We start from the raw sequence: 22,791 nt of genomic DNA, 5'->3' as shown, positions 1-22,791 counted from the left end.
TTGGGAGCCAGCACTTAGGCTCAAATCGCCGTTTTCGCAAGCACGCAGCCGTTGCAACACGCACGCGGCGCTTATTGAAATGGCAAAGACGCATTCACTTATGCTGATCTGTTCAATCGCTTCTGCCGGCCAGCCGGTTTGATGTATAAACAGACTGTGAGGTCCGCATGCGCAAAATCATCATTGCTGCTACTTTGATTTCTACACTCCTTCAGAGCCACGCGCTCCGGGCTCAGGAGCTGACGTTCGGGCTGGGCCATGCGGAATTCAACAATGAGATCGCCGAGAGTGGCGCGTATTTCTCCGCCGAGTACCTCGGGCCACGCGACTGGCAGGTCTGGGGCTTTGACGCTGGGCTGGGCGTCGCAGGCCACATCCACGAGACGGGTGATGTGTTTTTTGGGGGCGGGCTGCAGGCCCAGCGCGATATCGGGCGCGGCTGGTTCATCGAAGCCAGCCTGATGCCCGGTCTCTACTTCGAGAATGAGGCCCGCAATGATCTGGGGTCCAACTTTGAAATCCGTTCGCTGATCGGCATCGGGCGCGACCTGCGCGGGGGCAAGCGCCTGTCACTGGCGCTCACGCATATGTCCAACGCCTCTCTGGCGCGTGAAAACCCGGGCCTCAATACGATCACCCTGCGGCTGCATATGCCGCTTGGGCAACGCGCGTTGAACTAAACTGCCCGCTGCGCTGGCCCGACCTGTCGTCCGGGATTGATTTTACCGTGAAGTTTCGGCACATCAGGCAGGCAACAGAGATCGAAAAAGGCCTTCATATGACCCGCCCAACCACACGCATCGACGCTAAGTTTGCTGAACTCGCTGCCGCGGGCAAAAAGGCCTTCGTCACCTATGTCATGGCGGGCGATCCCGACTACGACACCTCTTTGGAGGTGGTCAAAGGCCTGCCCGCCGCTGGCGTCGATGTGATCGAGCTCGGCTTGCCCTTTACCGATCCGATGGCGGACGGCGAAACCATCCAGCTCGCAGGTCAGCGCGCGCTGGAGGCCGGAATGACGCTGGAGCGCACACTGCAGCTGGCGCGGGATTTTCGCAAGGAGGATGACACCACGCCAATCGTGCTGATGGGCTACTACAACCCGATCTACTCGCGCGGTGTCGAGACATTCCTCAGCGATGCAAAAGAGGCCGGCATCGACGGTTTGATCGTGGTGGATCTGCCGCCAGAAGAAGACAGCGAACTCTGCCTGCCTGCACAAGCGGCGGGGCTGAACTTCATTCGTCTTGCGACCCCCACCACCGATGATGCTCGTCTGCCACGCGTGCTGCAAAACACATCCGGTTTTGTCTACTATGTGTCGATCACAGGGATCACCGGCGCCGCCGAGGCAGAGGCCGCGGACGTCGGGCCCGAAGTGGCTCGCATCAAGGCGGCCACGGATCTGCCGATCATCGTGGGGTTCGGGATCAAAACGCCGGAACGGGCGCAGACCATCGCTTCGATCTCGGATGGGGCCGTCGTTGGCAGCGCCATCGTGGCCGAGATCGGAGCCGGGAAATCACCTGCCGAGGTGCTGGCCTTTGTAAAAACACTGGCGGATGGCGCCCACGCGGGCTGATCCCAATTGAGACACCGCCCCAGGGGGCGCACATGGAACCAGCATCGGAGCGATCCTCCCTGCTGGTTTTTATTTGCTGAGGCGGCGCGCGGCATAGCTGCTAGGGCGAGAGCACCCGCGCTGCGCCTTTGTCCGCTGGTTCTTCTGGCACGGGGGGCAGCGTTGGGCGGGACTTCAACGCGCGCGCCATGGCTGACAACAGCTTTTTCTTGCGGATCGGTTTGGCGACATGGTCGGTCATGCCGCTCGCGAGGTAGCTTTTGATCTGATGCACCAGCGCATTGGCCGACACCGCAATGATCGGCACCGGCGCGGCTTGTGCATCAGCCTCTTCTTGACGGATTACAGAGGTCGCAGACACCCCGTCGAGCTGCGGCATATTCACATCCATCAGCACCAGATCCGGCCGTTCTTGACGCCAGGTTTTTACCGCCTCTTCGCCATTGTCCACCCAGTACAAATCCAGGTCATAGCCGCGCAGGATATGGTGGAGAACCATCCGGTTGGTTCGGTTGTCCTCGGCCACCAGCACCTTCCAGCGTTGCGCCCTCAGCGCCTCCAGTTCGTTCTCGTCCTGGGGGTCATGGGACGAGACCACGGGCTCTGCCGGAGCGGCGCGAAAGGTCGCGCAGAATTCGCTGCCATCGCCCTCATGGCTGCGGCAGGTCAGGGTGCCCCCCATGCGCTCGCAGATCTGGCGCGCGATGGCCAAGCCAAGACCGGTGCCGCCATGGCTGCGCGCCACGCTCGCATCGGCCTGCATGTAGGGTTGGAACAAGCGCTCCACTTGCGCATCCGTGAGCCCGACGCCGGTATCGCGCACGGCAACGCATAAAATGAGCTCACCGTCGTGCTGCAAGACAAGGCTGGACGAAAGCGCAATCGCACCCGTGTCGGTGAATTTTATCGCATTGGACAACAGGTTGGTCAGCACTTGCTGGAATCGGGTGGGATCGATGTGGACCCAGGCGGGGCCCTGCGCCAACCCCTCGCCATAGATCGAGCTGAAATTGAGCCCCTTGGCCTCGATACGCGGTTTGAACTGGCGATAAACCGTCTCGATCAAAGCTACCACATCTGTCGGCAGACGTTCGAGTTCGAGCTTGCCCTCTTCGATCTTGGAGAGATCGAGAATGTCATCAACGATGTTCAGGAGCAATTGCCCGCTTTCGCGTAGAACCCCAAGGATCTGCGATTGACGCTCGGCCAGTTCGGTATCCGCAAGTGCCGATGCCATCCCGAGAACACCGTTGAGCGGGGTGCGGATTTCATGGCTCATCGTGGCCAGAAACTGGGTCTTTGCGGCACTTTCGGCCTCCGCCTCGGCCCGGTCGCGGGCGAGGTCTTCGGTGCGCTCTTTGACCATCCGGTCGATCTGTCGGGCCAAGGACACGAGGGACGCGTTCGCCCGGCGCAGCGATTGGGACTTGCGCTCCATGGATTCTTCGAGTTCTGCGCGCAACCTGCGCTCTTGCATCAAAGCCGCGCGCAACTCCTCTGGGGTCATGGCATCATACGCAGGATCAGACATTGCAGCTGCGTCTCACGTTGATGTCATGCGGCGCGAGGCGCCCCCCCTGCCCGCCTGCACAACAGTGCCAGATCTGCGGCGATGTCGGAGCGGCCCATGCAGAAATACGCATGCCAGCCAGATCCCGATCTGAAAACACAACTCTCACGTTGTCTCTCACTCCAACTGGCGCCCGCCCCGTGGGCTGCTGCCCGGTCAAAACGACCGATTGGCAGGCGCAAGAACCAATATCACAAAAACCCCGGGTTGCTCTGCAATCGGGGCGACGAAAACTCCAAGCCGCGCGTTGGTCAGCTGTCGAAACTCCGGCAATTCTCCAGAAGCTTCCTGCTCTGCTGGCTCGTGCACGCATACATAGTGATTCCAGCAGATATTAACCGATAAACTTGCAGAAATCCGTAAATGCATAGTTACGACAGGCTGGCTTGCCAGCACAGTCAGATATTGGTAAGAAAACATTACCAGTTCTGCGCAGGTCGAGGAGCCCCCCATGCCAGTGATCACCAACATCGAAGATCTCAAGCGTATTTATGCGCGGCGTGTGCCAAAGATGTTTTATGATTACGCGGAAAGCGGATCCTGGACCGAACAGACCTTTCGCGAGAACAGCACGGACTTCGACCAGATCCGGCTGCGGCAGCGGGTGGCGGTCGACATGGCGGGGCGCTCGACAGCCTCGCAGATGATCGGTCAGGATGTCGCCATGCCCGTGGCTCTGGCGCCGGTTGGGCTGACGGGCATGCAATGTGCGGATGGCGAAATTAAAGCGGCCCGCGCAGCCGAAGCCTTTGGCGTGCCCTTCACGCTCTCGACGATGTCGATCAACTCGATCGAAGAAGTCTCAGAAGCGACCAGTAAGCCCTTCTGGTTCCAGCTTTATACCATGAAGGACGACGACTACATCCGCCGCCTGATCGCGCGTGCAAAGGATGCAAATTGCTCGGCTCTGGTGATCACGCTCGACCTGCAGATCCTTGGCCAGCGCCACAAAGACCTGAAAAACGGCCTTTCTGCGCCGCCCAAGCTCACCCCAAAAACCATCGCAAATCTGATGACGAAATGGGCCTGGGGCATCGAAATGCTCGGCGCAAAGCGACGCAATTTCGGCAATATCGTCGGCCACGTCGAGGGGGTCTCGGATGCGTCCTCGCTGGGGTCCTGGACGGCCGAGCAATTCGACCCTTCGCTGGATTGGGGCAAGATCGAAAAACTCAAGGAAATGTGGGGTGGCAAAGTCATCCTCAAAGGTATCCTGGATGAGGAAGACGCCAAGATGGCGGCAAAGGTCGGCGCGGATGCGATCACCGTCTCCAACCATGGTGGGCGGCAGTTGGACGGGGCGCTCTCGTCGATTCGCATGCTGCCCCGGATCATGGACGCGGTCGGCGATCAGGTGGAGGTTCACCTCGACAGTGGCATCCGCTCCGGTCAGGACGTCCTGAAGGCGCTGGCGCTTGGGGCGACCGGCACCATGATTGGGCGAGCCTTTGTGTATGGGTTGGGCGCCATGGGACAAAAGGGTGTGACCCGTGCCCTTGAGGTGATCCACAAGGAGCTCGATACCTCCATGGCGCTCTGTGGCGAGAAACACGTTACCGACCTTGGTCGCCACAACCTCTTGGTGCCAGAGGATTTCACCGGTCGCTGGGCCTGAACCCTGGTCGACACACCCCGGGGCAGCCATGTTGCCCCGGTAGCATTCAGGCAATCAGCTCGGATTTCCGCGCACTGGCGCGCAGGGCGGGCACCAAAAGTACCGTGATACAGAGCAGCATTGCCCCCATCAGGGCCAATGCCAGCCGCAGACCAAATACCTCTGCAATAAAGCCGATCACTGGCGGCCCCACAAAGAACCCGCAATAGCCAATCATCACCAGCCGCGAAATGGCCGCCGCGCGCAGGCGCGATGGGATTGTTTTGCCCACCCAGGCGAGCGCCGTCGGCCCGACTGTAGAAACGCCCAATCCAAGGATCGCAAAGCCCGCGTAGGCCAGAGCCTGCACGGGGGCAAACGCCGCAAGGATCAACCCCGATGCCGCGAGCGCCGCGGCGATCTGCATGAGCCTGCCCTCGGCCACGCGGCGCACCAGCTCCTGTCCGGAGAGACGCCCGATACCCATCGTGAAACCGAGAATCGCAGGCCCCAAAGCCCCTTCCGCCGCATTCGCGCCAAAGGCGCGCTCCAGATGCAGTGCAGACCAATGTTCCGTTGCCTGCTCAGCCGTAAAGGCAATGAGCACGATCAGCCCGGCAATCACAATCATTGCCCCAGGCAGAGGCAGCGACGCGTTCCCTTGCGGATCTTCGGCGGGCGCAGGCGGCACCTCATCCCGCATTCCCAATGCCAACAGGCCCGACACCAAAAGGATGCCCGCAAAACACCAGACGGGCGGCACACCTGCTTCGCGAACGAGCCCGGCGACCAGGGCAGCCAGGGCGTAGGCAAGCGAAAACAGACCATGGTTGAGGTTCATCAAGGAGCGGCCAGAACGTGCCTCGAGCCCGGACAGACGTGCATTCATCACCACATCCAGAAGCCCTCCCGCCCCGGAGGCCAGAAACATCGCCGCGGCAAAACCGGCCCAGCTCTGCGCAAGGCCCGGCAGCAGAAAGGCCGTCGCCAGCAAGAGCGCGCAGATGGTCATCGCCGCATGTCCCAGCAGGCGATCCACGCGCGGCGCGAGCCACATCGCGCCCACGGCTCCGGCGGCACCGATCAACAGGGCAAGGCCAAATTCGGCATCACTCAGCCCCGCCTGACTTTTCAGTTGGGGCACATAGGCCGCAAAGGCCCCGACACAGAACCCCATGACCACAAAGGCCCGCCCATGCACCGCACTGGTGCGCATATCCGTCAGCATTTCCATAAGGCGACAATGCACAGTGGGCGCGCCGCCACAATCACCAAAATCTCTGCGCACAAGCTGGCCTGCCGTTCGCGCACCGGCTATTTCATGGGTATGCTGATCTTCACGCCGCAGGCTCTTGCATTTGTCGCGCTGCCCAAGACGGGAACCACCGCCATTGAAAAGGCGTTGCGCCCCCATGCCGACATCGTGTTTCGCAAGTCTCAGAAACACACGTCTGCGCAGCGGTTTCACCGCCGGATCCGCCCCTTTGTGCGCAGTACCTTTGGCATCGCGCTCGAGAGCTTTGCCGTGTTGAGGGATCCCGAAGACCAGATCCGCAGCTGGTACAAATACCGCTGCCGCGATGACATTCGCGACAAGCCCGAATTTGCAGGGCACCTGAGCTTTGATGCATATGTGGGGGCGGTCCTCTCAGAAGATCCGCCCCCTTGCGCACAGATCGGCAGCCAATACCGCATGCTGAGCGGTCGTGGTGGGCGAATTCTGGTGGATCATCTCTTTGCCTATGAGCGCTGGGATCAGCTTGAGACCTTCCTCGCCGACAGGTTTGGCCACAGAATCATCTTTGAACCCCACAATGTTTCGCCCTTTGCCAAGGCGGAGCTCTCGCCTTCATTGCAGCGCAAACTTCGCGCTGCCCGCAGAGCAGAGTTCGATTTGCACGCCCGCTTGATGGATACAGACGGGAAACTGCAGCCCCGACTGCGGAACATGGCGGATTAGGGCTTTCCAAAAAGGGGTTTTCCGTCTAACAGGGCGGCTTCACGCGGGGTGACAGCCTTGGAGGCACCCCCAATCATATATGGAGAATTAAGATGGCGAATGAGATTCCTGATCTCGAGTGCCAGGTACGCGCGGGGACGGGCAAGGGCGCCGCTCGCGCAGCACGTCGTGCGAACCTGGTTCCTGGTGTTGTATTTGGCGGCGACGCAGACCCGCTGGCAATCCAGATCCCCTACAACGTCCTGCTGAAGCGCCTGAAAGCTGGCCGCTTTAAGTCGACCCTTTTCAACCTCAAGGTTGAAGGCCACGACGACGTGCGTGTGATCTGCCGCGACGTTCAGCGTGACGTTGTCAAAGACCTGCCCACCCACTTCGACCTGATGCGCCTGCGCCGCACCTCGAAAATCAACCTCTTCATCCCCGTTGAGTTCATCAACGAAGAAGAGTGCGTTGGTCTGAAGCGTGGCGGTGTTCTCACCGTTGTGCGCGCCGAAGTCGAACTGGTTGTGACCGCGGGTGACATCCCCGAGAAGCTGACCGTTGACCTGACTGGCAAAGCCATCGGCGACGTGATCCACATCTCTGACGTGACCCTGCCCGAAGGCAGCAAGCCGACGATCGATCGTGACTTCGTCATCGCAAACATCTCTGCACCGTCCGGGCTCAAGTCCGCTGACGATGAAGCAGAAGGTGAAGACGCCGAAGAAGCGGCAGCTGAATAATCAGCGCTGCCCTCTTGGGTACTGAATGCTGAGAACGGGTCCCTTGCGGGGCCCGTTTTTTGTTGTCGGATTGTGGTATCGTAACGAGGCGCGTCAGGCGCAGATCGTCCGACTTAGGGGCCCGTATAGTCGGCCAATGTTCCGCCGCCGATCAGATGCGAGAGAAGCTGCTCGCGCGCGTAGCGATCCCGTTGCTTGATTGCCGTGGTTTCCTCGGCAGTCAGTTCACGCCGCTCATACCCCTGATCTTTCAGGCAGTCATCCACCGCATTCACGGCACCTTGTGACCGGGTATGCTCCTCGCCAGCGGCTGCAATAACGGCGCCGGGCAAAATCCCCAGAAACAGCATCGAGGCGATGTAGCTCGAGGTCACTGCCGCTTTGGCGCCTTTGGGCCCTTGCGGCGCACAAAACGCAAGCGACTGGCGCGCTTCAAAGACGGTGCTGCCGCTTTTGGCTGGCACAGCAGGGCCGCTTTCTACCGCGGCACAGCCCGCCACGCTCAGACCACATGCGATCACAGCAGCTTTTGCACCCAGGCGATGCAGAAGGCGTGCGCCCGCCGGGCTTTGGCTTCTTCCTGAAATGGCGTCTTTCATCACGCTGTCCTTCTCAAAGTCTATTGGAGGCGGCACCGCCTCTTTGAATGTCGCAATCGCTGCAATGGCTCTGAGCCAAGGAGCGGGAAAATGCACCTGCATATCCCTATCACCGCTGCTCTGGATTTTCCTCTCAAAAAAGGGCATCACTGCGCCCGAAACGACAGCGGGACGCAGCGCATGAAACTCTTTGTAGGGCTTGGCAATCCGGGCGCAAAATACGCCGGAAACCGACACAATATCGGTTTCATGGCGCTGGATCAGATCGCTTCAGATCACGGGTTTTCCCCCTGGAAATCGAAATTCCAGGCCCAAATGAGCGAAGGCACCCTGTCAGGTGAAAAAGTGATCCTGCTTAAGCCCCAGACCTTTATGAACAACTCCGGCCAATCCGTCGGCGAGGCGCTGCGTTTTTTCAAACTCACACCGGCGGATGTTGTGGTCTTTCATGACGAACTTGACCTCGCGCCGAGCAAATGCCGCGTGAAAAACGGCGGCGGCCATGCAGGTCACAACGGGTTGCGCTCGATCCATGCCCATATTGGTGCCGACTACGGCCGGGTGCGCCTCGGGGTGGGCCACCCCGGACACAAGGATGCAGTTGCCGGCTACGTTCTGCGGGACTTCCCCAAAGCGGATCAGGGCTGGCTAGATGATCTGATGCGCGGGCTATCGGATGGGGCGGCCGCGCTGGCCACGGGCGACAGCGGGCGGTTCATGAACGCGGTCGCATTGCGGGTCGCGCCACCGCGCAGCTCTACCGGTGAGGCCTCCAAAGGGCGCAAGAAAGCACAGAAGTCCGAGCCGGGGGTCGCAAAAACGCCAGCCAAGGCCGCGACGCCCGAAGCCCCCGCCGCGGGCGACATTCCCGCAGCGCCCGAGGACAGCCGTAGCCCGATGCAAAAGCTGCTCGACAAGTTCAAATAGAGATCCCGAAGCGCCTCGCTTTGGTATCCGCTTTCACAAGGCAGACCACGCCCATTCCGGCCCGGACGCCAAGGCGAAGAGATCTCATCCCAAGGTCGCGGCGATGTCTTCGACGACCGCCAAGACCCGCTTTAGCCGCGCGCTTGCGATACGTCCGCGACGGGTTATGCGCCAGAGCTCCCGATACCGTGGCTGCGGCAGGCGCGCCGTCCTGATCTGTGCCGATTGCGCAAACGCCGCAAGACCACTGCGCGGAAGCAGCGTATAGCCAACCCCAGCGGCCACCGGAGACGGGATCTGGCTGATCTGGTTGATATAAGTGCGCAGCTTCAACCGGTCCGCCCCAGCAAAATCTATGGGGAAGTTACGTGAAAACAGATCATCCGCATAGTTGGCCACATCCGGGTGTGCGACCAGTCCCAGGGCTTCAAGCGTCTCGAAAGACACCGGGTCCTCGACCTCAGCCGGCAACAGCAAGCACAGTTCCTCCTGCCCCAGTTGCTGTGCTTCGACACGTGGATGGTGTGGGACATCAGAGACAATCCCAAGATCAAAATGCCCGGCCAGAACACCCTCTAGCACGCGCGCCTGCGGCGTAGCCTCCACATGGATCACAAGCCCCGGTGCCTCTTTCATCAACGCGATGGCGCGTGGGTAAAACAGCATCGCAAAACTGCCAGAGCATGCGATCCGCAGCTCCCCTCGGTCCGGATCATCGCGCGTAATTGTATCGCGCAGCGCCTGCTCCTCGACACGCCGCGCCAACCCGAGGTCGCGCACTGCCTCCCCGGCGGAGGTCAGGGTGAAGCGCTTGCCCTCCTTCGAGATCAGCGCCCGTCCCAATTGCTGCTCGAGCTTGCGCAGGTGCTGGGACACTCCGGGCTGCGTCATATTCAAGCGGGCCGCCGCGCGGGTGAAATGCCCTTCTTCGGCGAGCACGGTAAAGGTTTCGAGCCAGGTAGAATTGAGCACCAAAATGATAACCATTCATTTGCATTTTAATTCGATATGATAATTTCACATACGGGTGGCGCGTGTCTAGATTTCCATCAAGCAAATCTGAAAGGAGATCATCATGACACCCACCCCCCGCACTTTCTCTCATATCGGCCTGTCCGTTCCGGACCTGGATGCCGCCGTCAAATTCTACTCTGAAGTCCTGGGGTTTTATGTCCTCATGCCGCCGAGCAAGGTTGTCGAAGACGACAGCGCGATTGGCGTCATGTGCACCGATGTCTTTGGCCCCGGCTGGGAGCATTTGCGGATTGCGCATCTTTCGACCGGCGACGGGATCGGCATTGAACTCTTTGAATTTGCAGGAAATCACGCACCGGATGACAACTTCGCCTTCCGTCGCCATGGCACATTCCACTTTGCGATCCAGGACCCGGATCTTGAGGGGCTCCTGGAAAAGATCATTGCCGCCGGAGGCAAGCAGCGCATGCCCGTGCGGGAGTATTTCCCCGGCGAAAAACCCTACCGCATGGTCTACGTCGAGGACCCCTTTGGGAACATCTTCGAGCTCTATAGCCACAGTTATGAGCTGACCTATTCCGCCGGCGCCTATGCGTGAGCCGACCTGCCGCCGCACTGTTTCACCAGCGCGGCGGCACCCCTTTTACCCTGTTTAAAATCCACAGGCCTCCAGCAGGATCAGGCTCTGGTCTCGGCGAAACACCCTCAGGTCAGCATATGTCCTGGCGCGCACATAATGCGCGAAGGCAACAGGCGCGCGGTCCTGCCGCGTCACCCATCCGACATACCAGCCCTCAAACCCTGCGCCCGCACGCCCCTGCTCCAACGGGCCGGAGCCGGTTTTGCCATAGATGATACGGCCTTTGTCTTCGCTGTCGCGCGTGGCGGCAAACAGCGCCGCAAGAGTGTCCTGAGACCGAGCGATCCCGCCGGAAAGCAAGGCGGAGACAAAAGCCACCTGTTCTTCGACGGAGATAGCAAGCGGGCCATATAGCCAAAAGCCGTCATCGCCATCAGGTGCCTCGGCGTTGCCATAGGACCAGCGTTTCAGGATCTCACGGTAGCGGCTGCCCCCCACGTCTCGGGCGATGTCCTGGAAATACCAGACCACCGAACGCTGAAGCGCGGTTTCGAGCGTCTGCCCCTGACGCCAGCTCTTGGGCCAAAAGCCTGCAGCCGGTCGCAGGCTGGGGTCCCAGGCGCGCCAATGATCCGGGCCGGTTGCGACCCCAGTTTCAAGCGCGATGACAAAATTTGGGATTTTGAAGCTCGACCATGGGGCGTGACGGCGGGTCAGATCACTGCCGGACAGCACGCACCGCGTCCCCGCGCCAATATCGACCGCAAGAAAATCAGACACGCGCCCGTCATGGGGCGCCACGACACTGGCCCGGTCAAGCAGACGCGTCTCGGCCCACACCGGAGCGGCAAAGCACATCACCAGAGCTGAAAGCAGCAACATAAGTCGGGCGCGCATGGTCATCCTTTCGAGTCGTAACGCTTCGTTACGTCTTGATAGCGCTAAATCGGCTTGCCTTCACTTGGCAAACCCCATGTCTGTCCCGATCTATTTCGCCTAAAGGGGCAGCCCCCGGAACACGAGAACCACCCCTGCATATTTACTGTCAGACCCGCGCGCTCACGCTGGGGTCGTCTCTGACAGTTCCGTCAGGATACGAGCGTAGGTCTCCTCGCCTTGCGCGCCGGTCACCAGATACTGACGTTCAAAGATCATTGCCGGAACACCCGTTATGCCTTTGGAGGTCCAGAACTGCTGTTTCTCGCGCACGGCGTCTGCCCTCTCGCCGCCCTCGAGCATGGCAACTGCAGCCACACGATCAAGGCCAAGGCTCTCTGCGACATCTGCAAGCACCGATACATCATTGAGGTCTTCGCGCCGGGTGAAGAACGCGGCAAACAGCGCGCGCTTCATCTCATGCGCCTTGCCCTGATCCTCAGCCCAGTCAATCAGCTGGTGGGCCCGGAAGGTGTTCACCATCCGCATGTCGTCCGCATAGTCGAACGCAAACCCCAGCGCCGCGCCAAGCTCCGTGAGCCTCAGCCGCGCCGCGCGCGAGTCTTCCGGCGTGGTACCATATTTGGCAGCCAGATGCTCCCGCAAGTTTTCGCCTTCCGGGGCCATCTGCGGGTTCAGCTCGAACGGATGCCAATGCACCTCAAGGTCTGTGCCGGTTTCTGCCGCAGCCTTGGCCAGCTGGAGATACCCGATCACACACCAGGGACAGACCACGTCCGACACAATATCCACACGAAGGGTCATCGCTTTACTCCTTGAAACGGGCAGCATTGGCGGAGGCCGCCGCCGCGATGTCGCCCTTGCCAAACGCCGAAGGACGCGGCTCGGGCAGTTGCAGGGCCTCTTGTACCTTTGGCATCGCATCAAGCCGGTCGAACCATGCCTGCAAGTGCGGTAGTCCTTCGACCTCTACCGTGGCCCAAAAATGACTGCGCGCCCAAGGGTAGGTTGCGATGTCCGCGATCGACATCTCTGTGCCAACCAGCCAGTCGCGCCCCGCAAGCCTTGTGTCGAGCACCTCCAGCAGGCGTCGGCTCTCATCCACGTAGCGTTTGATGGCATAGGGCACCTCGTCGCCATTGGGTTTGGCGATGCGCTGAAAGAACATCGCCTGCCCCATGATCGGACCGATATGGCCGACCTGAAAGAAAAGCCACTGCAAGGTTTCAGACCGCTCCACCGGGTCAGAAGACAGAAAGCGCCCGTATTTCTCGGCCAGATGCCAGAGGATTGCACCGCTTTCAAAGATCGCGCGCCCTTCGGAGCGGTCCCAGATCGTCGGGATCTTTCCGTTTGGATTCATCTTCACATAATCGGGGGCATGCTGCTCTTTTTTGGAAAAGTCGACATTGACCAATTCGTAATCGATCTCCGCTTCGTGCAAGAAGATTAGCGGCTTCCACCCGTTCATCGTGTTGGCGGTGTAGAGGATTATATCAGGTTGCGACATCTTCGGCCTCCGCAAATAGGCTGTCGAGATGTGCGTCGAACCGGATCAGGTCGGCGTCAATCTCGGGATTTTTCATGACGTCAAAGGCAGCAAAGCTTGGCAGAGGCGCCATGTCAAAGAACTTTGCGTTGAGATGCACCGGACGAAGCAGGTCATCCATAGACGCGCCTTCAAAGAACGGCTCATCGGGGGTGTCGAACGCCTCTGCCGGGGCGTTGAATGTTGCCGAAATCATATAGCGCGTGCCCCCGAGTGTGCCGCCCATGCCGTAGTTCGCCTTGGGTGCATCAGCCGTGCGACCATCGCCAGCGCAGAGCCGCCCGTCCATGCCCGCAGTATAGACCTCATCCATGTATTTCTTGAACGACCACGGAACCCCCATCCAATTTACCGGGAACTGCAGGATGATCGCATCGGCCCACTGGTGATTGGCGACCTCCTGCTCCACGTCATAGCCCTCGGCCACGGTGGTCAGGCGTACCTCGTGGCCTTGCGCAAGGAGGCGTGCGCGCGCCCGCTCTGCCAGGGTCGCATTGAGCCCGCCCGGCGCAAAGGGATAGGGCTGCGCCCCGTTCAGGATCAGTATCTTGCTCATCAATCTCGTCCTTCTTGGCGTAAACCGGGGCGCTTGACTTGCGTCCCGCTCGGACCGAAATTGCGCATGGTGGAAACGATATTCAACCAGTATACTTTTTGTAACCTAGTACTCGCTGAGAGATCGCTGAGGAGAATCGCAATGGATGCACGCGTCGAAGAGGACGGGACAGGCCGCCGTCAGGCCTATAACGTCTGCCTGGAACCCTGCGCGATCGAGCGCGGGATGCGCATCATTGGTGGCAAATGGACGGGATCGATCCTGTGGCATCTGAAGGATGGCCCGGTGAGGTTCAACGATTTGTCGCGTATGATCGGCGGTGCCTCCAAAAAGATGATCTCCGAACGGTTGCGCCAGCTCGAAACCCAGGGCCTGATCACCCGCACTGTGATGGAGACGGCCCCCGTTTCAGTCCACTACGAGATCACGGAGCTCGGTCGCACGGCGCTTGGCTTTCTGGATGAGTTGCGCAAATGGAGCGAGAGCCTGCCAGAAGGGCTAACCACATCCTGACCCTCTGCATCGCCCCGCCTGCGCCTGTGTCGATCCACGACGCGACGGCTGTCCCGGCGCACGCCAGAAAAAGAAAAGGCGCACCCCTCAGGACGCGCCTTCCACTTGGATCTTTCCGAAAAAGCCTGCGCTCACTCTTCGAGGTCGCGGCCCTCTTCGGTGTCTGACATATCAAACCCGAGGTGGCGGGCTACGGTAAAGATGTCCTTGTCGCCACGCCCACACATGTTCATCACGATGATGTGGTCCTTGGGCAGTTCTGGTGCGATCTTAGTGACATGAGCGAGCGCGTGGCTCGGCTCGAGCGCCGGGATAATCCCCTCCATCGCGCAGGACAGCTGGAACGCCTCGAGGGCTTCCTTGTCGGTGATGGACACGTATTGCGCGCGCCCGGTCTCATGCAGCCAGGCATGCTCCGGCCCGATCCCCGGGTAATCCAGGCCCGCCGAAATCGAGAAGCCTTCGAGGATTTGGCCGTCATCGTCCTGCAGCAGATAGGTCCGGTTGCCGTGCAGCACGCCCGGCCGGCCGCCTGTCAATGAGGCGCAATGCTCCATTTTCTCATCCACACCTTTGCCGCCGGCCTCAACGCCAATGATATTGACCGAAGGGTCATCGAGGAACGGGTGGAACAGGCCCATCGCGTTGGAGCCCCCTCCGATAGCCGCAATCACCGTGTCCGGCAACCGGCCCTCGCCTTCCTGCTCTGCAAGCTGCCAGCGCACTTCCTTGCCGATCACGGACTGGAAATCGCGCACCATAGCCGGATAGGGGTGCGGGCCCGCAACGGTGCCGATGCAGTAGAATGTGTCGCGCACATTGGTGACCCAGTCCCGCAGCGCGTCGTTCATCGCATCCTTGAGCGTGCCACGGCCAGAGGTGACTGGGATCACCTCAGCGCCAAGAAGACGCATCCGGAACACGTTGGGCGCCTGTCGACGTACGTCATGAGCGCCCATGTAGACCACGCATTTCAGACCAAACTTGGCACAGACAGTGGCGGTCGCAACCCCATGCTGGCCAGCACCGGTTTCGGCGATGATCCTAGTCTTGCCCATGCGGCGGGCGAGCAGGATCTGACCCAGCACATTGTTCACTTTATGCGCGCCGGTGTGATTGAGCTCGTCACGCTTCATGTAGACCTTGGCGCCGCCCAGATGATTGGTCAGGCGCTCGGCGAAATAGAGCGGGCTCGGGCGGCCCACATAGTTCTTCCACAGATCATCCATTTCCGCCCAGAAATCCGGATCCACCTTGGCCTTTTCGTATTCCTCTTCGAGGCTCAGGATCAGCGGCATCAGTGTCTCGCTGACAAAGCGGCCGCCAAAGATGCCAAACCGACCGTTTTCGTCCGGCCCGTTCATGAAGCTATTGATGAGATCTTCGGCCATGGTGATGTCTCCGTCTTCCGTATGCGCTGGTTCTAAAGTGCATTTAGAACAAGAGAAACAGGTTTCTCGCCAATTTCCGCCTTCGACCGGTGGAAAGCGAGGTTTCAGAGTGGTTTCGCGCCGCGCGCGTCCTTCGGGCGCGCGCGGCGCCAAGCCCAACGGCACGATGGGCTTCCCAATGGGAAGCACAAGAGCGGGCGGGAGCCTTTGCCGTCAAGCTCCTATAGGGCGCAGGGTTGTATCGGTCAGCACAGCTGCGATCCCCTCTAGCGCAGCCCGCACAGGTGGATCATGCCGACCGTCGTGATGACAGACCAGCCATTCCTCATGCGAGAGCTCCGCAATTTCTGGGCCAACTTGCTGCAAGGCCGGAAACATGGCCGCTGCAAACCGAGGCAGCACCACCTGCCCCACTCCGGCACAGGCCAGATCAGCCACCATGCGTGGGCTACGCGCCGTCGCCGCGACCTCGCCGCCATGGTGCGACCATACCCATCTTGCGGATGGCGTTTTTGCCTGGTTCTCAGGCAAAACGACATAGCCTCGCACCTGATCAGAGATCGCGTAAACCGCATAGGTAATCAAACCGGTGTACCGCCCAGCCAGCCAGGCTTGCTCAGGACGCTGGTTCCGTATGCCAATATCTGCCCCACGCCGCGCGATATCCAGCCGCGTATCAGCCTCCAGAAAGGCCGGACGCCACTGCGCGTCCTCCTGCCAGAAGCGCGGCAACTGCTGCGCCAGAAAAGCAGAGGTCCAACTGCCCGCAGTAATGCGAACCTCTGCCATCAGAGGCGTCGCAACCATCCGCCGCAGACGTTGCGCCTCCGCTTGAAACGCGCGCGTCTCGCTCAGAAATGCCCGCCCCAGCGCAGTCACGCGATAACCGTGAGAGCCACGCTCAAACAAATGTACTCCGATCTGAAGTTCGAGCGCGCGCATGCGACGGCTGAGGGTTGGCACGCTCACTCCGCTTTGCCGTGCAACCACAGCCAAGCCGCCCGCCTGAGCGATGCGTGCAAATAGGTCGAGATCATCAAGGGATGGAATGCTTTTCATTTTTGAAACTCAGATTTCAAAGACACCCACTCTAACATCATCAAAACATCGGCAATCCTGGCATCATCATATCACAAATGAAAGTCATGCGGGATGCCCTTGATCTATACGCAACCGCGATCGCCGCGCGTTACTGAACACAGCAACTGGCAAATCGAACGACACAGGGCGCAACGTCGCCTTGCCAGCTATCGCAGGCGTAAAAGACGCCTGTTGCGCCTGAGGGCACTCAGATGGGTCAAGAAAGGGCTGAAATTGAAACGGTAGGACCGGTCAGACGGCTTGCGCGGCCTCGACAAAGGCGCGCATCAGATCCGGATCTTTCTGTGCCGGAGCGCTCTCAACGCCAGAGGCGACATCCACCTGGCGCGCGCCGGTTTTCCGGATCGCCTCAGCGACATTCTCAGGCGTCAGACCACCAGCCAACATCCAAGGTGCCTGCCAGTATTTTTTACTGGCCAGCAACTGCCAGTCAAAGGAGATCCCATTTCCACCGGGGAGTTTCGCCCCTTTCGGGGCCTTGGCATCGACCATCAGTTGATCGGCAACTTGCGCGTAGAGATCAATGGGATCCAGATCTGCGGCCTCGGCGACGCCGATCACCTTCATGACGGGCAACCCGTAGCGTGTCTTGATTTCGGCCACGCGCTCCACGCTCTCCTGACCGTGAAGCTGAATCATATCGAGCGGGACGGATCCGGTAATCGCATCGAGATCTGCATCGGTGGGGTTGACGACGAGCCCCACCTTCGCAAGTCCCACAGGCGCGTCTGAAGCAAGTGCGGCAGCTTGAGCAATCGTGACGGAACGTGCTGATTTGGCGTAGAAATTCAGACCCACATAGGCCGCGCCTGCAGCTGCCGCAGCCTCCATGTCGGCGCGCGTCTTCATGCCGCAAATCTTGACCCGAATATCTGCCATATCAGGAGGCGTCGTCCAGAAGGGCGAGAACCTCGTCCTTGCCTTCGTGTTTTTGACGCTTGAGACGTTTCACTTCGCGCGACAGTTTTTTGACTTCACCGTGCTTCACGCGGGCCTCACGGCGGTGCTTGTACTCGCGCAGGTACTCGAGCACATACCCAAGCGCTACGCCGAGGGCGAGCCCCCCAAGCACCACGACAAACAAAGGTAGCGTGATGGAGGGGTTGAACCCGACCAGTTCCGCCAACGCCTCAGGCATCAGTTTCAAACTCACGAGGCCGCGATTGGCGAGACTGACGGAGACAAGCACCACCGCCAGAACGCCCCATACGGCATAGCGAATGTAACGCATTTACTCTTCTTTTCCGTTCAACCTGTCGCGCAGAAGCTTACCCGTCTTGAAGAAAGGCACATGCTTTTCTTCAACATGCACCGTCTCGCCGGTGCGCGGGTTGCGCCCGACGCGCGCATCACGTTTCTTCACCGAAAATGCCCCAAAGCCACGCAGCTCCACCCGGTCGCCGCGCGACATGGCATTGGTGACTTCCTCAAAGACCGTGTTGACGATCCGCTCCACATCCCGCTGGTACAGGTGCGGGTTTTCGTCTGCAATCTTCTGAATCAGTTCCGAACGGATCATGCGTATGGACCTCCCAAAGTCGCCTATCTGTGCCGCAGTGACATCAAGGATAGCTTCACTATAGGAAGAAAACTGTTCTGCGCAAACAGGTTAGAAAGGGGGGAGGGGTAAAATTCCAGTCGCAGCCCCATTTCCCGCAGTTCCGCTGACAATTCTCGCAGCATGAAATGGGCAGATCGGGGCAAAACCAGTGCCCCGCAGAGCTTGCGCCCAAGCGCATTCCAAAACGATTCGGCGCCCTTCTGCTTCGAAGGGCAGCGCAGCGCACGCGCTGCGCAATGGGAAGGGTGTGCCTTGCGGCGCGCAAGGAGTCCCACTAGTAACGTGTTATAACATAACGAATCAAGGTGAACGACAATGAGACCGTTTTCTACTGGTGCGCTTGCCCTCGTGGCAGCAATGACGGTTGGTTTTTCGAGCCCCGGCGCTGCTGGAAACAAACACGATCACGCGCATACGCATGATGAAGAAGTCTACAAAGGGTACTTTGACGACAGCCAAATTCAGCCTCGGACGCTCTCTGACTGGGAAGGAGACTGGCAGTCGATTTATCCGTTTCTCGTTGATGGCACGTTGGACCCCGTGCTGGCCCACAAAGCGGAACACAGCGAGAAGACCGCCGAAGATTACCGCGCCTATTATGAAATCGGATACGCAACCGATGTGGACGCCATCACGATCCAAGGACAGACCGTTACATTCACCGCAAATGGCGCGAGTTATGGTGGCGAATATGTTTCGGACGGCTACGAGGTCCTGACCTATAAGAAGGGCAACCGAGGTGTGCGCTACGTCTTTGCCAAAGAAAGCGGCGACGCGCTCGCCCCAGCCTTCATCCAGTTCAGCGATCACCACATCGCTCCCAAGAAAGTGAGCCACTATCATCTCTACTGGGGAGATGATCGCGCCGAGGTGCTGAAAGAGCTGACCAATTGGCCGACCTATTTCCCGGCAAGCTACAGTGGGGATGACATCGTGCACGACATGATCGCGCATTAAGTCTGCGCCCCCGCCCAAAGCGGCCCTCTCCGGGCTTACCTCACAAAAAAGCCCCGCAGGAATGAACCTGCGGGGCTTTCCATTCTTTCAGAGGAGTGGATTACTCGCTCTTGAGCGCTGCGCCCAGGATGTCGCCAAGAGACGCGCCGGAGTCGGAAGAACCATACTGTTCGACGGCTTCTTTCTCTTCTGCGATCTCGCGTGCCTTGATCGACAGGCCCAGACGACGAGTCTTGGAGTCGATGTTGGTGACGCGGACGTCGACCTTGTCACCGACAGAGAAACGCTCGGGGCGCTGCTCGGCACGGTCACGGCTGAGGTCGGAGCGGCGGATAAAGGACTTCATGCCTTCATATTCCACTTCGATGCCACCATCTTCGATCGCGGTCACTTCCACGGTCACGATGGAGCCACGCTTCACGCCGCCAACGGCGTCTGCGAACTTGTCACCGCCCAGGGCTTTGATCGACAGGGAGATACGCTCTTTTTCAACGTCCACTTCGGAGACAACGGCCGAAACCATGTCGCCTTTGCGGTAGTTCTGGATCGCATCTTCGCCACGCTCGTCCCAGCTGAGGTCGGAGAGGTGAACCATGCCGTCGATGTCGCCGTCGAGGCCGATGAACAGACCGAATTCGGTGATGTTCTTGACTTCGCCTTCGACCTGAGTGCCCTCGGGGTGTGTTTCTGCAAACACTTCCCACGGGTTACGCATGGTCTGCTTGAGGCCCAGGGACACGCGACGCTTGGCGCCGTCGATTTCCAGAACCATGACGTCCACTTCCTGCGAGGTGGAAACGATCTTGCCGGGGTGCACGTTTTTCTTGGTCCAGGACATCTCGGAGACGTGGACCAGACCTTCGACACCGGGCTCCAGCTCAACAAATGCACCGTAATCGGTGATGTTGGTGACGCGACCCTTGTGAACGGATTCCAGCGGGTACTTGGCGCCAACCAGATCCCACGGATCTTCCTGCAGCTGCTTCATGCCGAGGGAGATACGGTGAGTCTCTTTGTTGATCTTGATGACCTGAACCTTGACGGTCTCGCCAATGGACAGGATCTCGGAGGGGTGGTTCACACGGCGCCATGCCATGTCGGTGACGTGCAGCAAGCCGTCAACACCGCCTAGGTCAACAAACGCACCGTATTCGGTGATGTTCTTGACCACACCGTCGACCGCCTGGCCTTCGGACAGGTTGCCGATGACTTCGGCACGCTGCTCGGCGCGGGACTCTTCGAGGATCGCACGACGGGAGACAACGATGTTGCCACGACGACGGTCCATTTTCAGGATCTGGAACGGCTGCTTCAGACCCATCAGCGGGCCTGCGTCGCGCACGGGGCGCACGTCAACTTGCGAGCCGGGCAGGAAGGCCACGGCGCCGCCGAGATCGACGGTGAAGCCACCTTTGACGCGACCGAAGATTGCACCTTCGACGCGCTGGTCGTCTGCGTATGCTTTTTCCAGGCGGTCCCATGCTTCTTCGCGGCGTGCCATCTCGCGGGAGATAACAGCTTCGCCACGGGCGTTTTCAGCGGCGCGCAGGTAGACTTCTACCTCGTCACCAACGGAAACTTCAGGAGCTTCGCCGGGGTTTGCGAATTCTTTGAGTTCGACGCGACCTTCCATCTTGTAGCCGACGTCGATGATGGCCTGACCGGCCTCAATGGCAATGATCTTGCCTTTGACAACGGAACCCTCTTCGGGGGTGTCCATTTCGAAGCTTTCTTGCAGGAGGGCTTCGAATTCCTCCATCGATGTTGTTTGAGCCATGTGGTCTCAGGTTTCCTTTACAGAGTTTTGCTGGCCGAGTGGTTGTCTCCACCGGTCTGAACAGGGTTGGTCGGTCAAAGCGCGAATCGCGGGCGGGGGCGGAACCACAAACAAACACAAAGGGCCGAGGTATGCCCCGACCCTGCTCCGTCCGTCCTGGTGCGTTTTCGCATCTCAGTTGACAAGGCGGCTTATAGGCGGTTTGGGCCTTGCTGGCAAGGGGCATCACATGGCGCCCCGCGGATAAGCCAGCACCTGACTTTGACGAAGCGAGAAGCGACCTTCTGATAGAATGTCAGGCGCGACCCAGCTGAACGGACGGACTGAGCCTTAACATTGCTTGCGTGGCACAACTTCATCGAATTGCCAGTGATGTAGGCCTCTTAGACCTTGCTCTTTCCAGCCCCCCACACAAGCGACTGTGAACTCTTCGGTCGCATCCAACGCCCCGCCCAATCCGTCTTTTTCAAATCTCCGCGCAGACGATCGCCGCGCGCAACGGTGAACACTCTCCGCCGCGCGCCCATTCTCTTCTGCGTGGACGTGCTGAGGTGAATGCGCTAACAGCTTTTGCGACCGACTGATGAGAGGAGCCCACATGTCCGGCCACGGCACGCCCATCCCGATGACCTCCCGCCGCGCAAGCCCCCTCAAAGGCGAGGCGCATGTCCCTGGCGACAAGTCGATTTCGCATCGCTCATTGATCCTTGGCGCAATGGCTGTGGGTGAGACAAAAATCTCCGGCCTCCTTGAGGGCGAAGATGTGCTCGACACCGCCAAGGCGATGCAGGCTTTTGGGGCCGAGGTCGTCAATCACGGCGGTGGAGAATGGTCCGTCTTTGGCGTGGGCGTCGGCGGTTTTGCCGAGCCGGAAAACGTGATTGACTGCGGCAATTCCGGCACTGGTGTGCGGCTCATCATGGGCGCGATGGCGACCTCGCCGATCACCGCGACCTTTACCGGCGATGCCTCGCTCAACAAACGCCCGATGGCGCGTGTGACCGATCCGCTTGCGCTCTTTGGCGCGCAATCCGTGGGCCGCGAGGGCGGCCGTCTGCCGATGACCATCGTTGGCGCGGCCGAGCCCGTGCCGGTGCGCTATGAGGTGCCGGTGCCCTCAGCGCAGGTGAAATCTGCCGTTCTGCTTGCAGGCCTCAATGCGCCCGGCAAAACCGTTGTGATTGAGCGCGAAGCCACCCGCGACCATTCCGAGCGGATGCTTGCGGGCTTTGGGGCTGAAATCACGGTTGAGGACACCAAGGAAGGCCGCGTGATTACCCTCACCGGTCAGCCTGAGCTGAAACCGCAAGTGATTGCAGTACCGCGCGATCCCTCCTCTGCCGCCTTCCCGGTTTGCGCCGCGCTCATCACGCCCGGTTCTGACGTGCTGGTGCCGGGGATTGGTCTCAACCCGACCCGCGCGGGCCTGTTCTACACCCTGCAAGACATGGGCGCGGATCTGACGTTTGAGAATCCTCGGACCGAAGGCGGCGAACCTGTGGCCGATCTGCGCGCCAAATACTCGCCCGACATGAAAGGGATCGAGGTCCCACCAGAACGCGCCGCGTCGATGATTGACGAGTATCCCGTTCTGTCTGTGGTGGCCTCTTTTGCCACCGGAACCACCATGATGGCTGGCGTCAAGGAATTGCGCGTGAAGGAAAGCGACCGCATCGATGCAATGGCAAAGGGCCTGCGCGCCAATGGTGTCACCGTCGAGGAAGGCGAGGACTGGTGGAGCGTCGAAGGCTGCGGCCCCGAGGGTGTCAAAGGCGGTGGCACTGCCGAGAGCTTCCTTGATCACCGCATCGCCATGTCGTTCATGGTGATGGGTATGGGCGCACAAAACCCGGTCTCCGTCGACGATGGCAGCCCGATCGCGACGTCCTTTCCCATCTTCGAGCGGCTGATGGGCGATCTTGGGGCGTCGATCATCCGCACGGATGGCTGACGTCGATCTTTCCCGCATGCCGCCACCGC

General features: G+C 59.9%; 24 protein-coding genes. 10 read left to right on the top strand and 14 right to left on the bottom strand.

Features of this window, described 5'->3' with window-relative positions; translation table 11 throughout:
• Positions 1-167 precede the first annotated feature (167 nt).
• Together TM1040_RS05440 and trpA are read left to right on the top strand one after the other, a co-directional pair.
• Positions 168-680, top strand: a complete 513-nt coding sequence (locus tag TM1040_RS05440) for an acyloxyacyl hydrolase (protein WP_011537590.1) — start codon at positions 168-170, stop codon at positions 678-680.
• Between the two features lie 98 nt (positions 681-778).
• Positions 779-1,582, top strand: coding sequence for a tryptophan synthase subunit alpha (gene trpA / locus TM1040_RS05435; protein ID WP_011537589.1), 804 nt, complete (start codon positions 779-781; stop codon positions 1,580-1,582).
• A gap of 100 nt (positions 1,583-1,682) precedes the next feature.
• On the opposite strand, the gene TM1040_RS05430 is transcribed toward trpA, so the two are convergent.
• Entirely contained in the window at positions 1,683-3,113 is a 1,431-nt protein-coding gene (locus TM1040_RS05430) for an ATP-binding protein (RefSeq protein ID WP_011537588.1), read from the bottom strand.
• 490 nt (positions 3,114-3,603) lie between these two features.
• Between TM1040_RS05430 and TM1040_RS05425 the strand changes: the two genes are divergently transcribed.
• Complete coding sequence (locus tag TM1040_RS05425; RefSeq protein ID WP_011537586.1) at positions 3,604-4,767, top strand: alpha-hydroxy acid oxidase; 1,164 nt, start codon at positions 3,604-3,606, stop codon at positions 4,765-4,767.
• Positions 4,768-4,813: 46 nt separating this feature from the next.
• Here the strand turns inward: TM1040_RS05425 and TM1040_RS05420 are convergent, their stop codons facing one another.
• Positions 4,814-5,962: an MFS transporter gene (locus TM1040_RS05420; protein WP_254658852.1), complete on the bottom strand. Its 1,149-nt coding sequence runs from the start codon at positions 5,960-5,962 to the stop codon at positions 4,814-4,816.
• On the opposite strand from TM1040_RS05420, the gene TM1040_RS05415 reads away from it, so the two are divergent.
• Both TM1040_RS05415 and TM1040_RS05410 read left to right on the top strand, forming a co-directional pair.
• Entirely contained in the window at positions 5,942-6,706 is a 765-nt protein-coding gene (locus TM1040_RS05415) for a hypothetical protein (protein WP_254658851.1), read from the top strand. The two genes, TM1040_RS05420 and TM1040_RS05415, sit on opposite strands and share 21 nt — an antisense overlap.
• A gap of 92 nt (positions 6,707-6,798) precedes the next feature.
• Positions 6,799-7,428 carry a 50S ribosomal protein L25/general stress protein Ctc gene (locus TM1040_RS05410; protein WP_011537583.1) on the top strand — a complete coding sequence of 210 codons (630 nt, stop codon included), beginning with the start codon at positions 6,799-6,801 and terminating at the stop codon, positions 7,426-7,428.
• Positions 7,429-7,541: 113 nt separating this feature from the next.
• On the opposite strand, the gene TM1040_RS05405 is transcribed toward TM1040_RS05410, so the two are convergent.
• Positions 7,542-8,027 (bottom strand): hypothetical protein, encoded by a 486-nt coding sequence (locus TM1040_RS05405; protein WP_011537582.1) that lies wholly within the window; start codon positions 8,025-8,027, stop codon positions 7,542-7,544.
• 180 nt (positions 8,028-8,207) lie between these two features.
• Between TM1040_RS05405 and pth the strand changes: the two genes are divergently transcribed.
• On the top strand, positions 8,208-8,954 hold the full coding sequence (gene pth, locus TM1040_RS05400) for an aminoacyl-tRNA hydrolase (protein WP_011537581.1): 747 nt from the start codon (positions 8,208-8,210) through the stop codon (positions 8,952-8,954).
• A gap of 84 nt (positions 8,955-9,038) precedes the next feature.
• On the opposite strand, the gene TM1040_RS05395 is transcribed toward pth, so the two are convergent.
• The gene (locus TM1040_RS05395; RefSeq protein ID WP_011537580.1) at positions 9,039-9,941 is read right to left on the bottom strand and encodes a LysR family transcriptional regulator; all 903 of its coding nucleotides are present in this window, start codon (positions 9,939-9,941) and stop codon (positions 9,039-9,041) included.
• A gap of 88 nt (positions 9,942-10,029) precedes the next feature.
• Between TM1040_RS05395 and TM1040_RS05390 the strand changes: the two genes are divergently transcribed.
• Positions 10,030-10,527: a lactoylglutathione lyase family protein gene (locus TM1040_RS05390; RefSeq protein ID WP_011537579.1), complete on the top strand. Its 498-nt coding sequence runs from the start codon at positions 10,030-10,032 to the stop codon at positions 10,525-10,527.
• 54 nt (positions 10,528-10,581) lie between these two features.
• Here TM1040_RS05390 and TM1040_RS19715 read toward each other — a convergent pair whose 3' ends face one another.
• The 4 genes from TM1040_RS19715 to TM1040_RS05370 form a co-directional block, all read right to left on the bottom strand.
• Positions 10,582-11,406 carry a penicillin-binding transpeptidase domain-containing protein gene (locus TM1040_RS19715; protein WP_011537578.1) on the bottom strand — a complete coding sequence of 275 codons (825 nt, stop codon included), beginning with the start codon at positions 11,404-11,406 and terminating at the stop codon, positions 10,582-10,584.
• Positions 11,407-11,568: 162 nt separating this feature from the next.
• On the bottom strand, positions 11,569-12,210 hold the full coding sequence (locus TM1040_RS05380; RefSeq protein ID WP_011537577.1) for a DsbA family oxidoreductase: 642 nt from the start codon (positions 12,208-12,210) through the stop codon (positions 11,569-11,571).
• A 4-nt stretch (positions 12,211-12,214) separates the two neighbouring features.
• On the bottom strand, positions 12,215-12,916 hold the full coding sequence (locus tag TM1040_RS05375) for a glutathione S-transferase family protein (protein WP_011537576.1): 702 nt from the start codon (positions 12,914-12,916) through the stop codon (positions 12,215-12,217).
• On the bottom strand, positions 12,903-13,511 hold the full coding sequence (locus TM1040_RS05370; RefSeq protein ID WP_011537575.1) for an NAD(P)H-dependent oxidoreductase: 609 nt from the start codon (positions 13,509-13,511) through the stop codon (positions 12,903-12,905). Before TM1040_RS05370 ends, TM1040_RS05375 begins: the two co-directional genes overlap by 14 nt.
• Positions 13,512-13,652: 141 nt before the next feature.
• Between TM1040_RS05370 and TM1040_RS05365 the strand changes: the two genes are divergently transcribed.
• Positions 13,653-14,024, top strand: coding sequence for a winged helix-turn-helix transcriptional regulator (locus tag TM1040_RS05365; RefSeq protein WP_011537574.1), 372 nt, complete (start codon positions 13,653-13,655; stop codon positions 14,022-14,024).
• Between the two features lie 131 nt (positions 14,025-14,155).
• Here TM1040_RS05365 and trpB read toward each other — a convergent pair whose 3' ends face one another.
• From trpB to ihfB, 5 genes are all read right to left on the bottom strand, one after another.
• Complete coding sequence (gene trpB / locus TM1040_RS05360) at positions 14,156-15,415, bottom strand: tryptophan synthase subunit beta (protein WP_011537573.1); 1,260 nt, start codon at positions 15,413-15,415, stop codon at positions 14,156-14,158.
• Positions 15,416-15,628: 213 nt separating this feature from the next.
• Positions 15,629-16,474 carry a LysR family transcriptional regulator gene (locus tag TM1040_RS05355; protein ID WP_011537572.1) on the bottom strand — a complete coding sequence of 282 codons (846 nt, stop codon included), beginning with the start codon at positions 16,472-16,474 and terminating at the stop codon, positions 15,629-15,631.
• A gap of 273 nt (positions 16,475-16,747) precedes the next feature.
• Positions 16,748-17,395 (bottom strand): phosphoribosylanthranilate isomerase, encoded by a 648-nt coding sequence (locus tag TM1040_RS05350; RefSeq protein WP_011537571.1) that lies wholly within the window; start codon positions 17,393-17,395, stop codon positions 16,748-16,750.
• A 1-nt stretch (position 17,396) separates the two neighbouring features.
• The gene (locus TM1040_RS05345; RefSeq protein WP_011537570.1) at positions 17,397-17,747 is read right to left on the bottom strand and encodes a lipopolysaccharide assembly protein LapA domain-containing protein; all 351 of its coding nucleotides are present in this window, start codon (positions 17,745-17,747) and stop codon (positions 17,397-17,399) included.
• Positions 17,748-18,035 (bottom strand): integration host factor subunit beta, encoded by a 288-nt coding sequence (gene ihfB, locus TM1040_RS05340; protein WP_005610003.1) that lies wholly within the window; start codon positions 18,033-18,035, stop codon positions 17,748-17,750. It lies immediately after the preceding gene.
• 357 nt (positions 18,036-18,392) lie between these two features.
• Between ihfB and TM1040_RS05335 the strand changes: the two genes are divergently transcribed.
• Positions 18,393-19,034, top strand: coding sequence for a metal-binding protein ZinT (locus TM1040_RS05335; protein ID WP_011537569.1), 642 nt, complete (start codon positions 18,393-18,395; stop codon positions 19,032-19,034).
• Positions 19,035-19,134: 100 nt separating this feature from the next.
• On the opposite strand, the gene rpsA is transcribed toward TM1040_RS05335, so the two are convergent.
• A complete protein-coding gene (gene rpsA / locus TM1040_RS05330; RefSeq protein WP_011537568.1) occupies positions 19,135-20,811 on the bottom strand; it encodes a 30S ribosomal protein S1 in 1,677 nt (558 codons plus the stop codon).
• A gap of 598 nt (positions 20,812-21,409) precedes the next feature.
• On the opposite strand from rpsA, the gene aroA reads away from it, so the two are divergent.
• Positions 21,410-22,762, top strand: coding sequence for a 3-phosphoshikimate 1-carboxyvinyltransferase (gene aroA, locus TM1040_RS05325; protein ID WP_011537567.1), 1,353 nt, complete (start codon positions 21,410-21,412; stop codon positions 22,760-22,762).
• Positions 22,763-22,791 lie beyond the last annotated feature (29 nt).

This window comes from Ruegeria sp. TM1040 (assembly GCF_000014065.1).
Taxonomy (GTDB): domain Bacteria; phylum Pseudomonadota; class Alphaproteobacteria; order Rhodobacterales; family Rhodobacteraceae; genus Epibacterium.
Note: the sequence above shows the minus strand (reverse complement) of the source record. Positions and strands in the feature narration are given on the sequence as shown.

Excerpts from the sequence above, each read along its gene's own strand:
- TM1040_RS05440 (WP_011537590.1), top strand. The coding sequence starts at position 168 with ATGCGCAAAATCATCATTGCTGCTACTTTGATTTCTACACTCCTTCAG.
- trpA (WP_011537589.1), top strand. The coding sequence starts at position 779 with ATGACCCGCCCAACCACACGCATCGACGCTAAGTTTGCTGAACTCGCT.
- TM1040_RS05430 (WP_011537588.1), bottom strand. The coding sequence starts at position 3,113 with ATGTCTGATCCTGCGTATGATGCCATGACCCCAGAGGAGTTGCGCGCG.
- TM1040_RS05425 (WP_011537586.1), top strand. The coding sequence starts at position 3,604 with ATGCCAGTGATCACCAACATCGAAGATCTCAAGCGTATTTATGCGCGG.
- TM1040_RS05415 (WP_254658851.1), top strand. The coding sequence starts at position 5,942 with ATGCACCGCACTGGTGCGCATATCCGTCAGCATTTCCATAAGGCGACA.
- TM1040_RS05420 (WP_254658852.1), bottom strand. The coding sequence starts at position 5,962 with ATGCGCACCAGTGCGGTGCATGGGCGGGCCTTTGTGGTCATGGGGTTC.
- TM1040_RS05410 (WP_011537583.1), top strand. The coding sequence starts at position 6,799 with ATGGCGAATGAGATTCCTGATCTCGAGTGCCAGGTACGCGCGGGGACG.
- TM1040_RS05405 (WP_011537582.1), bottom strand. The coding sequence starts at position 8,027 with ATGAAAGACGCCATTTCAGGAAGAAGCCAAAGCCCGGCGGGCGCACGC.
- pth (WP_011537581.1), top strand. The coding sequence starts at position 8,208 with ATGAAACTCTTTGTAGGGCTTGGCAATCCGGGCGCAAAATACGCCGGA.
- TM1040_RS05395 (WP_011537580.1), bottom strand. The coding sequence starts at position 9,941 with ATGGTTATCATTTTGGTGCTCAATTCTACCTGGCTCGAAACCTTTACC.
- TM1040_RS05390 (WP_011537579.1), top strand. The coding sequence starts at position 10,030 with ATGACACCCACCCCCCGCACTTTCTCTCATATCGGCCTGTCCGTTCCG.
- TM1040_RS19715 (WP_011537578.1), bottom strand. The coding sequence starts at position 11,406 with ATGCGCGCCCGACTTATGTTGCTGCTTTCAGCTCTGGTGATGTGCTTT.
- TM1040_RS05380 (WP_011537577.1), bottom strand. The coding sequence starts at position 12,210 with ATGACCCTTCGTGTGGATATTGTGTCGGACGTGGTCTGTCCCTGGTGT.
- TM1040_RS05375 (WP_011537576.1), bottom strand. The coding sequence starts at position 12,916 with ATGTCGCAACCTGATATAATCCTCTACACCGCCAACACGATGAACGGG.
- TM1040_RS05370 (WP_011537575.1), bottom strand. The coding sequence starts at position 13,511 with ATGAGCAAGATACTGATCCTGAACGGGGCGCAGCCCTATCCCTTTGCG.
- TM1040_RS05365 (WP_011537574.1), top strand. The coding sequence starts at position 13,653 with ATGGATGCACGCGTCGAAGAGGACGGGACAGGCCGCCGTCAGGCCTAT.
- trpB (WP_011537573.1), bottom strand. The coding sequence starts at position 15,415 with ATGGCCGAAGATCTCATCAATAGCTTCATGAACGGGCCGGACGAAAAC.
- TM1040_RS05355 (WP_011537572.1), bottom strand. The coding sequence starts at position 16,474 with ATGAAAAGCATTCCATCCCTTGATGATCTCGACCTATTTGCACGCATC.
- TM1040_RS05350 (WP_011537571.1), bottom strand. The coding sequence starts at position 17,395 with ATGGCAGATATTCGGGTCAAGATTTGCGGCATGAAGACGCGCGCCGAC.
- TM1040_RS05345 (WP_011537570.1), bottom strand. The coding sequence starts at position 17,747 with ATGCGTTACATTCGCTATGCCGTATGGGGCGTTCTGGCGGTGGTGCTT.
- ihfB (WP_005610003.1), bottom strand. The coding sequence starts at position 18,035 with ATGATCCGTTCGGAACTGATTCAGAAGATTGCAGACGAAAACCCGCAC.
- TM1040_RS05335 (WP_011537569.1), top strand. The coding sequence starts at position 18,393 with ATGAGACCGTTTTCTACTGGTGCGCTTGCCCTCGTGGCAGCAATGACG.
- rpsA (WP_011537568.1), bottom strand. The coding sequence starts at position 20,811 with ATGGCTCAAACAACATCGATGGAGGAATTCGAAGCCCTCCTGCAAGAA.
- aroA (WP_011537567.1), top strand. The coding sequence starts at position 21,410 with ATGTCCGGCCACGGCACGCCCATCCCGATGACCTCCCGCCGCGCAAGC.